At 63.2% G+C, this 15,061-nt stretch carries 15 protein-coding genes; 8 read left to right on the forward strand and 7 right to left on the reverse strand.

The annotated features are described in order from the left end of the window. Positions 1-424: 424 nt before the first annotated feature. Positions 425-1,075, reverse strand: coding sequence for a heme ABC exporter ATP-binding protein CcmA (ccmA, locus tag GGQ67_RS24250; RefSeq protein WP_183902668.1), 651 nt, complete (start codon positions 1,073-1,075; stop codon positions 425-427). Between the two features lie 256 nt (positions 1,076-1,331). Here ccmA and acnA point away from each other — a divergent pair, with 256 nt between their 5' ends. The 3 genes from acnA (at position 1,332) to GGQ67_RS24265 (ending at position 5,812) form a co-directional block, all read left to right on the forward strand. Beyond that, positions 1,332-4,022 carry an aconitate hydratase AcnA gene (gene acnA, locus GGQ67_RS24255; protein WP_183902669.1) on the forward strand — a complete coding sequence of 897 codons (2,691 nt, stop codon included), beginning with the start codon at positions 1,332-1,334 and terminating at the stop codon, positions 4,020-4,022. A 268-nt stretch (positions 4,023-4,290) separates the two neighbouring features. Next, entirely contained in the window at positions 4,291-5,028 is a 738-nt protein-coding gene (locus GGQ67_RS24260; protein ID WP_183902670.1) for a DUF1223 domain-containing protein, read from the forward strand. Positions 5,029-5,410: 382 nt separating this feature from the next. Continuing rightward, on the forward strand, positions 5,411-5,812 hold the full coding sequence (locus GGQ67_RS24265) for a DUF2794 domain-containing protein (RefSeq protein ID WP_183902671.1): 402 nt from the start codon (positions 5,411-5,413) through the stop codon (positions 5,810-5,812). Positions 5,813-5,875: 63 nt separating this feature from the next. On the opposite strand, the gene GGQ67_RS24270 is transcribed toward GGQ67_RS24265, so the two are convergent. The 4 genes from GGQ67_RS24270 to GGQ67_RS24285 all read right to left on the reverse strand — a co-directional run bounded on the left by GGQ67_RS24270 (position 5,876) and on the right by GGQ67_RS24285 (position 10,860). Then, a complete protein-coding gene (locus GGQ67_RS24270; protein ID WP_183902672.1) occupies positions 5,876-6,433 on the reverse strand; it encodes a GNAT family N-acetyltransferase in 558 nt (185 codons plus the stop codon). Between the two features lie 261 nt (positions 6,434-6,694). Continuing rightward, on the reverse strand, positions 6,695-7,432 hold the full coding sequence (locus GGQ67_RS24275; protein WP_183902673.1) for a Bax inhibitor-1/YccA family protein: 738 nt from the start codon (positions 7,430-7,432) through the stop codon (positions 6,695-6,697). 180 nt (positions 7,433-7,612) lie between these two features. Then, entirely contained in the window at positions 7,613-10,156 is a 2,544-nt protein-coding gene (locus GGQ67_RS24280; protein WP_183902674.1) for an ABC transporter permease, read from the reverse strand. Beyond that, a complete protein-coding gene (locus GGQ67_RS24285) occupies positions 10,153-10,860 on the reverse strand; it encodes an ABC transporter ATP-binding protein (RefSeq protein ID WP_183902675.1) in 708 nt (235 codons plus the stop codon). Before GGQ67_RS24285 ends, GGQ67_RS24280 begins: the two co-directional genes overlap by 4 nt. Positions 10,861-10,912: 52 nt before the next feature. On the opposite strand from GGQ67_RS24285, the gene GGQ67_RS24290 reads away from it, so the two are divergent. Both GGQ67_RS24290 and thpR read left to right on the forward strand, forming a co-directional pair. Beyond that, complete coding sequence (locus GGQ67_RS24290) at positions 10,913-11,557, forward strand: arylesterase (protein ID WP_183902676.1); 645 nt, start codon at positions 10,913-10,915, stop codon at positions 11,555-11,557. A 68-nt stretch (positions 11,558-11,625) separates the two neighbouring features. Beyond that, on the forward strand, positions 11,626-12,219 hold the full coding sequence (gene thpR, locus GGQ67_RS24295) for an RNA 2',3'-cyclic phosphodiesterase (RefSeq protein ID WP_183902677.1): 594 nt from the start codon (positions 11,626-11,628) through the stop codon (positions 12,217-12,219). On the opposite strand, the gene GGQ67_RS24300 is transcribed toward thpR, so the two are convergent. Then, a complete protein-coding gene (locus tag GGQ67_RS24300; RefSeq protein ID WP_183902678.1) occupies positions 12,126-12,626 on the reverse strand; it encodes a low molecular weight protein-tyrosine-phosphatase in 501 nt (166 codons plus the stop codon). The two genes, thpR and GGQ67_RS24300, sit on opposite strands and share 94 nt — an antisense overlap. Before the next feature lie 33 nt (positions 12,627-12,659). Here GGQ67_RS24300 and GGQ67_RS24305 point away from each other — a divergent pair, with 33 nt between their 5' ends. Both GGQ67_RS24305 and GGQ67_RS24310 read left to right on the forward strand, forming a co-directional pair. Continuing rightward, entirely contained in the window at positions 12,660-12,965 is a 306-nt protein-coding gene (locus GGQ67_RS24305) for a 4a-hydroxytetrahydrobiopterin dehydratase (protein ID WP_183902679.1), read from the forward strand. Between the two features lie 97 nt (positions 12,966-13,062). After that, complete coding sequence (locus tag GGQ67_RS24310) at positions 13,063-13,467, forward strand: YkvA family protein (RefSeq protein WP_183902680.1); 405 nt, start codon at positions 13,063-13,065, stop codon at positions 13,465-13,467. A gap of 15 nt (positions 13,468-13,482) precedes the next feature. On the opposite strand, the gene GGQ67_RS24315 is transcribed toward GGQ67_RS24310, so the two are convergent. Next, positions 13,483-14,043 (reverse strand): sigma-70 family RNA polymerase sigma factor, encoded by a 561-nt coding sequence (locus tag GGQ67_RS24315; protein ID WP_183902681.1) that lies wholly within the window; start codon positions 14,041-14,043, stop codon positions 13,483-13,485. Positions 14,044-14,374: 331 nt separating this feature from the next. Between GGQ67_RS24315 and GGQ67_RS24320 the strand changes: the two genes are divergently transcribed. Beyond that, positions 14,375-14,926, forward strand: coding sequence for an invasion associated locus B family protein (locus tag GGQ67_RS24320; RefSeq protein ID WP_183902682.1), 552 nt, complete (start codon positions 14,375-14,377; stop codon positions 14,924-14,926). Positions 14,927-15,061: the final 135 nt, after the last annotated feature.

Raw genomic sequence — 15,061 nt, forward strand, 5'->3', positions numbered from 1 at the left:
CCCGCAAACTCGTCATTCTCGCCAACACAATCCTCACCCGACAGACCGAATGGACGCCGAAATATGTGAAAGGATGAGACATGGTTGCTCCCCGTGGGGGAGAAGGGACTCGTGGCGGGCCGCTCGCGCCGACCTTCCCTTCGCGCCAAAGGGGGTCCGAAGGACGGGTCGAGACCAGCGGCTCGACCCCGGTCGGTGGCCCGAAGGGTCGGATGAGGGGGCGACGCGAGCTTGGTGGGTGCCGCTGAAGACCCCTCCCCAACCCCTCCCCACAAGGGGGAGGGGCTAACCCGGCGCGCTGTAGAATTCCCGCATTTCATCTTCGTACCGGTTGATAGGTTGGTGTTCTGCCGAGCGGTTGCGGCAGGCAAGCCCCTCCCCCTTGTGGGGAGGGGTTGGGGAGGGGTTTTTATTGCAACCATCATCACCACCCCCACACCCCGGCGCTCACCCCTGAAAACCCGGCCATCCGCAACTCCCTGGCATCGCTCAACCCCAACGGCTGATGCGTCGCGGCGATCACGATCCCACCCGCCGCGCGGTGCGCCTCGATCAGCCCGGCGAAGAGCTGGTCGGCGCTGGCGTCGAGTGCTGCGGTCGGCTCGTCGAGGATCCAGACGGGGCGGTGGGAGACGAGCAGCTTGGCGAAGGCGAAGCGGCGTTGCTGGCCGGCGGAGAGGTAGCCGAAGGGGAGATGGGTGATACCGGAGAGGCCCACGGCATCGGCCGCCTCCTCGATCGACATGCCGGTGCCGCCGTCGGCGTTACCGAGATAACGACGCCAGAAGACGAGGTTTTCCTCCACCGTCAGCTCGCTCTTCATGGCATTGCGGTGGCCGAGATAGTGGCTGATCTCGGGGAGCCTGAAATCGGTCGCGCCGTTCGCGTCCATGACCGTTATCGTGCCCGTTTCCTGCCGCAGCAGGCCTGCGAGCACACGCAGCAGGGTCGATTTTCCCGATCCGTTTTTGCCAGTCAAAACCAGGGCTTCGCCTGAAACCAGGGCAAAGGACACGCCTTCGAAAATGAGCTCTTCGCCTCTGCGGGCAGCGAGATCGGAGGCGTGCAGATGCATGGGGGTTCCGGGGTTCAGGTTTTCAGTCATGCGAGGCAAAAAAATCAGAAATGGACGGTCCCTCTCTGGCAGCTTTTGATGAAGTTATCTATATGTGGATTACCACGCCAGCGGTCGGCGTGAATTTCATCCTAGCGCCGAACATGAGGTCTGACTTCATGTGCGGACCGCGGAAATGGCCGTACCCGCATCCTGATGTGCCTTTAGTGCATAGGCGTCCGCACAATTGTGTTCGCGATCAGAAACGGGGTCTCTCGTGTCTAAATCTCTTGATAGCTTCAACTGTCGTTCCGTCCTTACCGTCGATGGTAAGGACTATGTCTATTTCAGCCTGCCGAAGGCCGAATCGAACGGCCTGCCCGGCGTTTCCAAGCTTCCCTATTCGATGAAGGTTCTGCTCGAGAACCTGCTGCGCTTCGAGGACGGCCAGTCGGTCACCAAGGAACACATCCTTGGCGTCGCCGAATGGTTGAACAACAAGGGCACGGTCGAAAACGAAATCGCCTATCGCCCGGCGCGCGTTCTGATGCAGGACTTCACCGGCGTTCCCGCCGTCGTCGACCTTGCCGCGATGCGCGACGCGATGGTCTCGCTCGGCGGCGATCCGGAGAAGATCAACCCGCTGGTGCCCGTCGATCTCGTCATCGACCACTCCGTCATCGTCGACGAATTCGGCACGCCGCAGGCGTTTTCCAGAAACGTCGAGCTCGAATACCAGCGCAACGGCGAGCGTTATCGCTTCCTGAAATGGGGCCAGCAGGCCTTCCAGAATTTCCGCGTCGTGCCTCCGGGCACGGGCATCTGTCACCAGGTCAATCTCGAATATCTCGGCCAGACCGTCTGGACCAAGGAAGAGGACGGCGAGACGATCGCTTATCCTGACACTTGCGTCGGCACGGACAGCCACACGACAATGATCAACGGTCTCGGCGTTCTCGGCTGGGGCGTCGGCGGGATCGAGGCGGAAGCGGCCATGCTCGGCCAGCCGGTGTCGATGCTGCTTCCCGAAGTCATCGGCTTCAAGCTGACGGGCAAGCTCAAGGAAGGCGTGACCGCCACTGACCTCGTGCTGATGGTCGTGCAGATGCTGCGCAAGAAGGGCGTGGTCTCGAAGTTCGTCGAGTTCTTCGGCCCCGGCATGGACAACATGCCGCTCGCAGACCGCGCGACGATCGGCAACATGGGCCCGGAATACGGCGCCACCTGCGGCTTCTTCCCGGTCGATGGCGAGACCATCAACTACCTCACCATGTCCGGCCGCTCGCATGACCGCATCGCGCTGGTCGAAGCCTATTCGAAGGCGCAGGGCATGTGGCGCGAGGGCGATGGCTCGGATCTCGTCTTCACCGATACGCTGGAGCTCGACCTCGGCGACGTCGTGCCCGCCATGGCTGGCCCGAAGCGTCCCGAAGGCCGCATCCCGCTGGAAAACATCGCGTCCGGTTTCGCCGGCTCGATGGATGCCGATTACAAGAAGCCCGGCCAGCTCTCCAACCGTTACGCGGTCGAAGGCACCGATTTCGATCTCGGCCATGGCGACGTGGCGATCGCCGCCATCACCTCCTGCACCAACACGTCGAACCCCTCGGTCCTCATCGCCGCCGGCCTTCTCGCCCGCAACGCCGTTGCCAAGGGCCTGAAGACCAAGCCGTGGGTGAAGACCTCGCTGGCGCCGGGATCGCAGGTGGTCGGCGAGTATCTGGCGAAATCCGGCCTGCAGGCCGATCTCGACAAACTCGGCTTCAACCTCGTCGGCTTCGGCTGCACCACCTGCATCGGCAATTCCGGGCCCCTTCCCGCGCCGATCTCCAAGACGATCAACGACAAGGGCCTGATCGTCTCGGGTGTTCTCTCCGGCAACCGCAACTTCGAAGGCCGCATCTCGCCCGACGTGCAGGCCAACTATCTCGCCTCGCCGCCGCTCGTCGTCGCCTATGCGCTGGCTGGCACGGTGCAGAAGGACCTGACGAGCGAGCCGATCGGCGAGGACCAGAACGGCAACCCCGTCTATCTGAAGGACATCTGGCCGACCTCGCACGAGGTGCAGGCCTTCATCCAGAAATACGTCACCCGCGAACTCTACGAGACGAAATATGCCGACGTCTTCAAGGGCGACACCAACTGGCAGGCCGTGCAGGTTCCTCCTGGCCAGACCTATGCCTGGGACGACAACTCGACCTATGTGCAGAACCCGCCCTACTTCGTCGGCATGGGCAAGACCGGCTCCGGCGTCTCCGATATCAAGGGCGCGCGCGTCCTCGGTCTCTTCGGCGACAAGATCACCACCGACCACATTTCTCCGGCCGGTTCGATCAAGGCGGCCTCGCCGGCCGGCGCCTATCTGCTGGAGCACAATGTCGGCGTCGCCGACTTCAACCAGTACGGCACGCGTCGCGGCAATCATGAAGTGATGATGCGCGGCACCTTCGCCAATATCCGCATCCGCAACCACATGCTCGGCCCGAACGGCAAGGAAGGTGGCTACACCATCCACTACCCGTCGAAGCAGGAGGAATCGATCTACGACGCGGCCATGCAGTACAAGGCCGAGGGCGTTCCGCTCGTCATCTTCGCCGGCGTCGAGTATGGCAACGGCTCGTCGCGCGACTGGGCGGCGAAGGGCACCAACCTCTTGGGCGTCAAGGCCGTGATCGCGCAAAGCTTCGAGCGCATCCACCGCTCGAACCTCGTCGGCATGGGCGTCATCCCCTTCGTCTTCGAGGAGGGCACGACCTGGGCGACGCTGGGGCTGAAGGGCGACGAGACCGTCACCATCGAGGGGCTCGAGAACATCAAGCCGCGCGAGAAGAAGATCGCCAGGATCACCTATGGCGACGGCACCGTGAAGGACGTTCCGCTCCTGTCGCGCGTCGATACGCTTGACGAGGTCGTCTACCTCAACAATGGCGGCATCCTGCAGACGGTGTTGCGAGATCTCGCAGCCTGATCGGCCCACAATTTTAATGGATTGCACGATAGTGGCCGCCGGAAAGCGATTTCCGGCGGCTTTTTCGTCCGGGATGGCTGCGATCCCTCACGGCGAAGTGTTGCGGAGTTGTCCCACCCCGGCGCCGTCTCACCCGTTCGTGATTTTTCGTTTGGATCGGGAGAGATTATCTCTAGGTTGAAGAGTTGGAGCCCCTGCCCGCGTGGTTGGCCAGTCCGTGTGACCGGCCTTTTTGGGCGGGGATAGAGAGGAAAAGAGGTAGAGGTGAATGTCGCCGCGGTTTTTGATTTCGCTGATTGCAAGTGTCGCCTTGGCGAGCCCGTTGCTCGCCGACGAGGCGCCCAAGGGCGTGGTCGAACTGTTCACCTCACAGGGCTGCTCGTCGTGTCCTCCCGCCGATGCGGCGTTTCGCAAGCTGGTTGAGCGCGGCGACGTCATCGCCCTCGCCTATCATGTCGATTACTGGAACTACATGGGCTGGGCCGATACGCTGAGCTCGAAGGAAAACACCGCGCGCCAGTACGGCTATGCCAAGACGATGGGCCGCGCCAATGTCTACACGCCGCAGGTCGTGGTCAACGGCCGCGATCACGTGATGGGCTCGGATCTCGGCGGCATCGAGCGCAAGATCGACGGCTTCGTCAACGGCGGCGAAGGGCTGAACGTGCCTGTCAAGGCCGAGGTCAAGGGCGACCAGCTCGAGATCACCGTCGGCCCCGGCCAGGGGAAGGCCAATGTCGTCATGGTCTATTTCGATCGCGAGAAGACGATCGAGGTGCAGAAGGGCGAAAACAGCGGCCAGAAGATCGCCTACACGCACAGCGTCTCGAATGTCGAAACCGTCGGCATGTGGGATGGAAAGCAGACCCGCCTGACGCTGCCCGCCACCCTGTTGCAAAAGCCCGATCTCGAGGGATGCGCGGTTCTGCTGCAGTCGTCCACGCCCGATGGAACGCCCTCGGCGATCCTCGGCGCAACGGTGATCATGGCCGGCAAGAACATCTGAGCCGGCCAGCAAGCCGGCAAGGCCATCCAAAGGATTTCATCTGCCTGTCAGGTGAAAGCGGGGCGGCCCGACTGATCGTATTCGGGGCTGGGGTTAAGGTCGATACGGTCAGCCGGGCCCTTTGGCGCGCTGGCGCCAAACAGTCACATCGCCCCAAAGTACCGAAAGACGATGCGCAGAATTCAGTGTCGGCGAATCCGTCAAGGATGCGCCGGTCAAGTGCGAGCGAATTTCTCTTTTAATTGAGGCGCTGTTTTGACTGAAATGCGGCACGCCGCAGATTGCACAGACTATGCTTAATGCGCACGAGGCCGCGCTTGCAATTTGTAAACGCTAAGGCAAACTGTCACCCGCGTGTCACGAACGGAGGCATTCGAGACTGATGACAGATCAGCCGGATTTGCGGCGTGGGAGCAATCGGGCCACCGATGGCGACACCCCCGTCGTCGTGGATATCAGGGACTACAAGCAGAGCAAGGACCCGTTGCCGGTGACGTTTCACCGGCGAGAGCTGGATGCGATCCTGTGGATCTACGGGCGCATGGTCGGCGAAGGCGAGTGGCGGGATTACGCGATCGACCACATGAAGGATCTCGCCGTTTTTTCCGTTTTCAAGCGTTCCGGCGAGATGCCGCTCTTCCGCATCGAGAAAAACCCCAAGCTCGCCGCCAAGCAGGGCGCCTATTCCGTCGTCAACACCCACGGCCAGATCCTGAAGCGCGGCCACGACCTGCAGCAGGTGCTGAAGGTGTTCAACAAGTCGCTGAAGCTTGTGGAGAAGTAAAGCGTCGCGAGCGAGCCGGACAACCGCGCTGGCCGCGTTTTCCGCGACCGCGCGGGAGGACTCTCACTCCGCAAACAGCGTGCCCGGATAGGCCGCGAGGTCGGGATCGCTGGAGACCCCGTCGCCGAGCGGACGCTGCATCAGCATGGTGTCGAGCCAGCGCCCGTGCTTGAAGCCGGAGCCCTTGATGCGGCCGATCTCCTCGAAACCGTGCGTGGCGTGCAGCGCGATCGAGGCCGGATGCGCGCCGCCGATCACGGCCACCATCTGGCGGAAACCCTGCGCCGTCGAGCGCGCTATCAGCGCCTCCAGCAACCGCTTGCCGACACCCTTGCCCCGCGCCTCCGGCGCCAGATAGATCGAATCCTCGACCATGAACCGATAGGCCGGCCGCGTGCGGAAGGCCGACGCATAGGCATAGCCGATGAGCGCGCCATCCTCGCCTGTTGCGGCGATATAGGGGTAGCCTTTCGCCACGACGGCCTGGTATCGCGCCGCCATCTCGTCCCGATCCGGTGGGGCGATTTCATAGCTGGCGACGCCGTTCAGCACGGAGTCGCGGTAGATGGCGGTGATGGCGTCGATGTCGGAGAGAGACGCGTCGCGGATGAGAACAGGCATGGGTAGGCCGATGGCTGGAGGGGTGCTGTCCGCTTGAAGAGCATTCGCGGCGGCAGTTGGCAAGAGGAAAGCGGACGAGGTGCGACGGTTGGGAGGGGGCGGGTTGTCCATTGGTGTCGCATATTTGGGAGCGTGCTTGGATTGTCGGGAAGAGCCCTAGAATGACGATGGAGCGGGTGGATGCGCGCCACCCCAGGACGACCCGATCCCCGAAACAAAAAAGGCGCCCCGAAGAGCGCCTTTTCCGATACCCGTTCCGTCTTACTTGCGGTTGCCCATGAACTGCAGCAGGAACATGAAGAGGTTGATGAAGTCGAGGTAGAGCGTCAGCGCGCCCATGATCGCCTTGCGGCCGGCCATGGTGGCGTCGTCGGCGGCGTAGTACATTTCCTTGATGCGCTGCGTGTCGTAGGCCGTCAGGCCGGCGAAGATCAGCACGCCCATCACCGAGATCGCGAACTGCATGGCCGAGGAGGCCAGGAAGATGTTGACGATCGAGGCGATGATCAGGCCGAACAGACCCATCATCAGGAACGAGCCCATGGCCGAGAGGTCGCGACGGGTCGTGTAGCCGTAGAGCGACAGCGCGCCGAAGGAGGCGGCGGTCACGAAGAAGGTCTGCACGACGCTCTGGCCGGTGTAGATCAGGAAGATCGACGACAGCGACAGGCCGACCAGCGCGGCATAGACGCCGAAGGTCGTCTGCGCGGCCGATACGCTCATCGAGTTGATCTTGAAGCTCAGGAAGAAGACCATCGCCAGCGGAGCGAAGATGACCACCCACTTCAGCGGGCTGGTATAGATCGCGGCGCCGAAGGCGGTCAGCTGGCCGCCGGAGACGGCGAATGTGAACGACAGATAAGCGGCCAGGCCGGTGATCGCCAGGCCGATAGCCATCAGGTTGTAAACCTTCAGCATGTAGCTGCGAAGGCCCTGATCGATCTCTCCGGCCTGGACACCGCTCTGAACGCGGCCCTGGTAATTGCGTAGGTCAGCCATGATTTCCTCTTGTCAGCCCCGATTGGATACGGTGTCGGGCTTTCTTGCCCAGGCGCCGCTGCGGAGCTTCAGCTTGCCTGTGGATAATATGAGCCCATCGACCCACGTAAACAAGGGCCTTGCAACCCGCCACCGCGTTAAATCGCCGTAAGGTGCAGGATTTATTTCAACCCGGCACCCTCACAGTTCGCGCAAAACGGGTGCCGCCTTCTGGCCGAGAATGCGCCATGTGCCGATCAGGCCGATGCCGACGGTGAGCACCAGCGCCGTGACCAGCGTCATGCCGGCGACATCGGGCAGGAACTGCGAGGGGATCTTCATGATGCGGGCGACGATGAACCAGGCGGCGACGCCGCCCGAAAACAGCGCGAAGATGGCGGTCGCCACGCCGAGTATCAGATATTCGTAGCAGAAGGCGCGCATCAGCATCCGCCTCGTGGCGCCGAGCGTCTTCAGGATGACGGCATCATGGGTGCGGGCGCGGTTGCCGGCTGCAAGCGCCCCCGACAGCACGAGAACCGAGGCGATGAGGGCGACCGAGGCTGCGGCGCGGATCGCGGTCGCCAGCTGCGCCACCAGCGAATTGACGATGTCGATCGCATCCTTGACGCGCACGCTGGTGATCGTCGGGAAGCGGCTGGTCACCGATTTCAGGATCGCGGCTTCGTCGGCAGCCGTCGCCTTCTGATCGGTCAGCGTCGCCAGCCAGGCGTGCGGCGCGCCCTTGAAGGTGTTGGGCGAGAAGACCATGACGAAGTTGAGCGACAGGCTCTCCCACTCGACCTTGCGCAGGTTGGCGATCTTCGCCGTCATGTTGCGGCCGAGCACGTTGACGGTGACGGTATCGCCAACCTTGAGGCCGAGCTCGCCGGCCTCTTCCGCCGAGAAGGAGACCAGCGGCTCGCCGCTGTAGTCCTTCGGCCACCACGTTCCCTCGGTCAGGGCGGCGTTTTCGGGCAGCGTCTCGGAATAGGTGATGCCGCGGTCGCCGCGCAGCACCCACTGGCCCGATGGCGGCACCTTGCGCTTGGTCACCTCCTCGCCGTTGAGGGCGAGGATGCGGCCGCGCAGCATCGGCACCTCGACGAGCTTGCCGTCAGGCGCTTGCGACGTCACGAGATTGCGGAAGCCTTCGAGTTCGGCGCCCTGGATATCGACGAAGAAGAAGTTCGGCGCGCCGCCGGCCATGCGGCCGGTGAGCTGCTGTCTCAGATTGCCGTCGATCAGCGTCAGCGTGACGAGCAGCGCCAGGCCGAGACCGAGCGAGAGGACGACGGAGGGGGTGAGCGCTCCGGGGCGGTGGATATTGCCGATGGCGAGCCTCAGCGCCGGCGAGTTGACCCGCGGGCTGCGGCGCGCCAGCCAGGCGATGCCGGCGGCGACGAGGCGCAGGACGACGAAGGCGAATGCGATGGCGCCGATGAAGACGACGGCGATGAAGCGGTCATAGGCGGTCACCACGGCAAGGGCGGCAAGCGCGGCGAGGAAGATCGCCGCCATCAGTATGTAGGGCCAGGAAGGCAGGCGGCGGGCCTCGAAGCCCTGCTCGCGAAACAGCGCCGTCGGCGGCACTTCGCGGGCGTGGCCGAGCGGCATGATGGCGAAGGCGAGCGTCGTCAGGACGCCGAACAGCACGGCGAGCGACAGCGCCACCGGATAGAGCGTCGGCGCGGTCGAGACCGGCAGGAACTGCGCCAGGAACTGGGCGGCCAGAATGGGAGCGGCGGCGCCGATGACGAGGCCGACGGCGATGCCGCCAAGCGCGATGAGGCCGATCTGGAAGAGATAGATCAGCACGACGGTCGAGGCCGGCGCGCCGAGGCACTTGAAGGTGGCGATCGTGGTGCGCTTGGCGTCGAGGAAGGCGCGCACGGCATTCGCCACGCCGACGCCGCCGACGATGAGCGCGGTCAGGCCGACAAGGGTCAGGAACTGCGAGAAGCGGCCGATGTTTTCGGTAAGCGAGGGCGCGGCGCGGTCGCTGGTGCGGATCGACCAGCCGGCGGCGGGGAAATCCTTCGTGGCGCGGTCGCGGATATCCGGCAGCGTCGACCGGTCGTTCAGCCGCACCTTGTAGGCGTGCTCGACCAGGCTGCCGGTCTGGATGAGGCCCGATTCCTGCAGCGCCTGGCGGCTCACCATCAGCCGCGGCGCGAAGCCGAAGCCCTCGGAGACCGCATCCGGCTCGGTGGTCAGCGTGCCGGTGATGTTGACCATGACGTTGCCGAGCAGCAGCTCGTCGCCGAGCTTGAGGCCGAGGCGTTCCAGAAGCAGCGGTGCCGCCACCGCGCCGAAGGTGCCGTCCTGATTGGCAAGCAGCTTGGGCAGGGTGTAATTGGGCTGCGCCTCGAAGCTGCCGTAGAGCGGATAGGCGTCGTCGACGGCCTTGACCTCGACCAGCGCCTGATCGGACCCGTCGGGCTTGCGGGCCATGGAGCGCAAGCCGGTCGAGACCGAAACCTTGCCGTAGGACTTCAGGAAATCCAGTTCGGCCGGCGCCGCCTCGCGGTTGTTGAGCTCGAAGCGGACGTCGCCGGCCAGGATCTCCTGGCCGCGCGTCGAAATCGTGTCGGTGATCGACTGCGAGACGGAGTTGACCGCGGCGATCGCCCCGGTGCCGAGCGCGATGCAGGCGAGGAAGATGTAAAAGCCCCTGAGGCCGCCGCGCAACTCACGAAGGGCAAGACGAAAGGCGAGCGAGACACGCGGCGAAATCAGCGTCATGCGATGGCCACTTCGGCTTCAATCGCGGCGCTGTCGCCTTCTATCTTGCCGGAGCGGACGCGGATCTGGCGCGAGCAGCGCTTGGCGAGCGCATTGTCGTGGGTGACGAGTACAAGCGTCATGCCGCGCTCGGTCTGCTTGGAAAACAAGAGGTCGGCGATCTGGCGACCGGTATCGGTGTCGAGATTGCCGGTCGGCTCGTCGGCGATCAGAAGGGCCGGAGACGGCGCCAGCGCCCGGGCGATCGCCACGCGCTGCTGCTCGCCGCCGGAAAGCTGTCCGGGATAGTGATTGAGCCGGTCGCCGAGGCCGACGGATTTCAGCTCGCGGCGGGCGATCTCGAAGGGATTGGCGACATTGGCGAGCTCGAGCGGCACGGCGACGTTTTCGAGCGCCGTCATGTTGGCGATCAGATGGAAGGACTGGAAGACGATGCCGATATTGCGGCCACGGAAATCGGCGACCTGATCCTCGCTCATCGTGTGCAGGGGCGCTTCGTTGATATTGATCTCGCCGCTGTCCAGCCGTTCGAGGCCGGCGAGCACCATCAGCAATGTCGACTTTCCCGAGCCCGAGGGACCGACGATGCCGACCGATTCGCCGGCGGCGATCCGAAGGTCGATGCCCTTCAGCACATGCACGGACGCAGCGGCGCTTCCGAGCGTCAAATCGGCCCGTTTCAAGTCGATGATGGTTTTAGCCAACGTTAAATGCCCTATATGAAGCCGATCGTGCCGCCAATCTAGGGAAACAGGAATGAGATTTAAAGTTGCGGGTCTTCACATCGCTGTCATCGTCTGCTCGATGATGCTCTCGGTTGCGGCGCAGGCGCGCACGATCAACCTCGTCGGCTTCGGCGACAGCCTGATGGCGGGGTACCAGCTGCCGCCGGGCGACGGCTTTCCGGAGAAGCTGCAGGCGGCGCTGAAGGCCAAGGGGCTCGACGTGTCCGTGACGAATGCCGGCGTCTCCGGCGACACCACGACGGGCGGGCTGGCGCGCATCGACTGGTCGGTTCCCGACGGCACCGACGGGGTCATTCTCGAGCTCGGCGCCAACGACGCGCTGCGCGGCATCGCGCCCGAACAGAGCGAGAAGAATCTCGACCAGATGCTTGCCCGGCTAAAGGAGCGCGGGATCGCGGTGCTCCTCGTCGGCATGATGGCGCCGCCGAACATGGGCGGCGAATACGCGGCGCGGTTCAACCCGATCTATGAAAAACTCGCTAGGAAATATGGGGTTAGCCTCTATCCGTTCTTCCTCGACGGCGTCGTGCTCGACGCCTCGCTGAAGCTCGAGGACGGCATGCACCCGAACAGCAAGGGCGTCGACGTGATGGTCGAGAAGATGGAACCGGCAATCACACAATTCGTGGGAACGTTGCCGACTGTGAAGAATTAGGGACTTGCGCACGTAGTCAATGCGTGATTCCGTGTGAGCACCTGCAAAAGATTCGGGGAGTGCTCGTTATGCCGAGACTATTTACCGCCCTCGAAATTCCGCGCAATGCGGCAATGAGCCTTTCGTTGCTGCGCGGTGGTCTCCCTGGCGCCCGATGGATCGATGTGGAGAACTACCACATCACCCTGCGCTTCATCGGCGATGTCGATGGGCGCACGGCCGACGAGATCGTCGACCGGCTCGACCGCATCGACAGGCCGGAATTCCAGATCAAGCTCGACGGTATCGGCGCTTTCGGCTCGAAGAAACCGCATTCGGTCTGGGCCGGCGTCACGCAGTCTCCCGAAATGTATGCCCTGCAGGCCGAAATCGAGCGGATCTGCCAGCGGATCGGCCTTTCTCCGGACCCGCGCAAGTTCACCCCGCATGTGACGCTGGCGCGGCTGAAATCCTCGCGCGTCGACGATGTGGTGCACTATCTGGCCGGACGCGGCAATTTCCAGACCGCATCCTTCACCGTGCCGCGCTTCGTGCTGCTGTCGTCGCGCGATTCGGTCGGCGGCGGGCCCTATCTGACGGAAGAGGTGTTCCCGCTGCGCGAGGCGCTGTCGTCGCCGAGCATGGACAACAGCTTCCTGCAGCCGGCCAAGAGCCTGGCATAGACGGCCTCGAAGCCGTCGGCGCCGCCATAATAGGGATCGGGGATATCCTCTCCGCTCCCGAGCGCCAGATCGCCGAACAGATGGATATTCCGGGCCTGCGGATCGAGTGCCCGCAAAGCCGCGACATTGTCGCGGTCCATGGCGACGATCAGGTCGAAGTCGGCGAAATCGTGCTTGCGGATGCGCCGCGCGCGCTGGCCCGATATGTCCATGCCGTGATGGCGGGCGGTCGCGATCGACCGTCTGTCGGGCTCATCGCCCTGGTGCCAGCTGCCGGTGCCGGCCGAATCGACGAGAAAGCGGTCGGCGTGGCCGGCCTCTTTTGCCAGATGGCTGAAGACACCTTCTGCGAGCGGCGAACGGCAGATATTGCCCATGCAAACAAACAGGATACTGATGCGTTTCATAAAAGACCCATGGTGAACGCAAAGGACAATCGCATGAAACGGGACAAACTGGAACGCCAGGCGATTTACGACGAACTGGCGAAACTCGACGGCTGGTCGCTCGGCGACGGCGGCAAGTCGATCACCAAGAGCTACAAGTTCAAGAATTTCGTCGAGGCCTTCGGCTTCATGACGGAGGCCGCCCTTGCCGCCGAAAAGCTCGACCATCACCCGGAATGGTTCAACGTCTATTCCAAGGTGGACGTGGCGCTCAGCACCCATTCGGCCGACGGGCTGACGGAACTCGATTTCAAGCTCGCCGGCCTGATGGAAAAGGCGGCGGCGCGGCGGATCGATTGAATCGCGACGCAAGACCCCCCATATTCGGGCCTGACCGGAAAGGGCCGACGGATAGACGAATATAAGGGGCCAGGTGAAAACAGAGGGTCAAGTGGACATGGACGACGTCAAGTACGGTGAGATCCTGCTGCCGGGCGATGAGGAAACGCAGGAGCGGCGGGAGAAGAACGTTCGGCGGAAATTCTGGCCGACCTTTCGCAAGGCGGCGCGCAGGGTTCCCTTCTCGCGCGATCTCGTCGCCGCCTATTACTGCGCGCTCGACCGTGAGACGCCGCTCAAGGTGCGCGGCACGCTGCTCGCCGCGCTCGCCTATTTCGTGCTGCCCGTCGACATGGTGCCCGACCTGCTTGTCGGCATCGGCTTTTCCGACGACATCGCCGTTCTCTCGGCCGCCTTCGCGATGGTCAACCGCAATATCCGGCCCAGCCACTACGAAGCCGCCGACAAGGCGCTCGAGGACGCGTCCGACGCAGTGAAGCCCGAGGACATGAAGACGGTCTGATCGACGGGCCGTCGCTCACGCGTTTTCCGCTTCCAGCACCTTCTTCAGCTTGCCGAAGGCGAGCCGGATGCGGGATTTGACGGTGCCGAGCGGCAGGCCGGTCGATTCGGCGATTTCGGAGTGGGATTGGCCGAGGAAGAAGGCGGCGCGGAGCATTTCGCGCTGTTCTTCGGGCAATTGGCTCACCGCTTCACGAACTTGTGCATCGCGATCGCCATTGGCGACGATCTCGTCGGCGCCGATCTCGGGCGACGGCTGCAGAGCGGGATCGTCTTCGTCGAGGATGCGGGCGCGGGCGCGGCGCTGCAGGTCGATGCGGCGGTTGCGGGCGATGCGGAAGAGCCAGGTCGACAGCGACGAGCGCGACGAATCGTAAAGAGCGGCCTTGTGCCAGAGCACGATCATGACCTCCTGAACGAGCTCTTCCGCCTCGCTCGCCGTCATTTTCTGCCTGAGAAGCCAGGATTTCAGGCGTGGGGCGAAATAGTCGAACAGGATGGCGAACGCCTGCTGGTCGCGGCGTTCCGCCACAGCCCCGGCTAGGGCAGCGAAGCGCTGTTTGTCCTCGGCATCCATTCCCTTCAAAGCCCCCTGGCTCCGCGAATTCCTTAACGGATTTCCATACCTTAATGACCTACATCGGATTTCCGAAACGTCAAACTCTTGCCTTTATCTTTATGTCTTAAATTCCTTAAGAGCGATGGTTTCAGATCGTTTTCGGACCACATCATCCCGAGCGTTAATCCGGCGCTCAACATTGACACCCGGGTGGAAATGGCACAGGCACGGACTTCTCGCGACCTGCGTTGACGCTTTGGTAACCTGAATTAAGTCAAAATAAAGCAGATCGTGATTATGCGCCGCCCGCTCGCTCGGGCTCGAATCGCAAGAACCGGCAGGAATATCCATGTTTGTAAAAAGTACCGTACTCGCCCTTTCCCTCGTTCTCGCCGGCGCCGGCATCGCATCCGCTCAGTCCAAGAAGCCCGCCGCCGCGGAGCAACCCGCCGCCGCCGCTTCCTCGGCGCCGACCCGCATCCAGCAGTTCCAGGCCTGGGGCGCCTATTCCTACAAGCAGGGCTCCAGCACCGTCTGCTACGTTCTCTCGGTACCGACCGAGAAGAAGCCCGCCGGCATCGACCATGGCGAGAACTTCTTCATCGTCTCGCAGCGCCCTGGCCAGAACATCTCCTACGAGCCGCAGGCGATGATGGGCTACACCGTCAAGGACGCCTCGAAGATCGACGTCATCATCGACAACAAGACCTTCGTGATGTTCACCAAGGACAGGGCCGGCTGGGTCGAGAACGCCGCCCAGGAGCCGGCGCTCGTCGCCGCCATGAAGGGCGGCCGCTCGATGACCGTCAACGCCGTCTCCCGCAAGGGCACGCAGACCTCCTACAGCTATTCGCTGGCCGGCATTTCGGCGTCGCTGAAGCAGATCGAAAGCTGCAAGTAAGGTTTTTTGATTGCCGGTGACTGCGGTTGATGGGGTGCCGCGTGGCCCCCTTGCATGTTCATTTTGCGTTGATTGTCTGATGATCGACGCGCACTCCGACGGATGGCCATCCGTCGGAGTGCGGACGTTCGGGAC

This window comes from Rhizobium metallidurans (assembly GCF_014196505.1).
In the GTDB taxonomy this organism is placed as follows: domain Bacteria; phylum Pseudomonadota; class Alphaproteobacteria; order Rhizobiales; family Rhizobiaceae; genus Rhizobium; species Rhizobium metallidurans.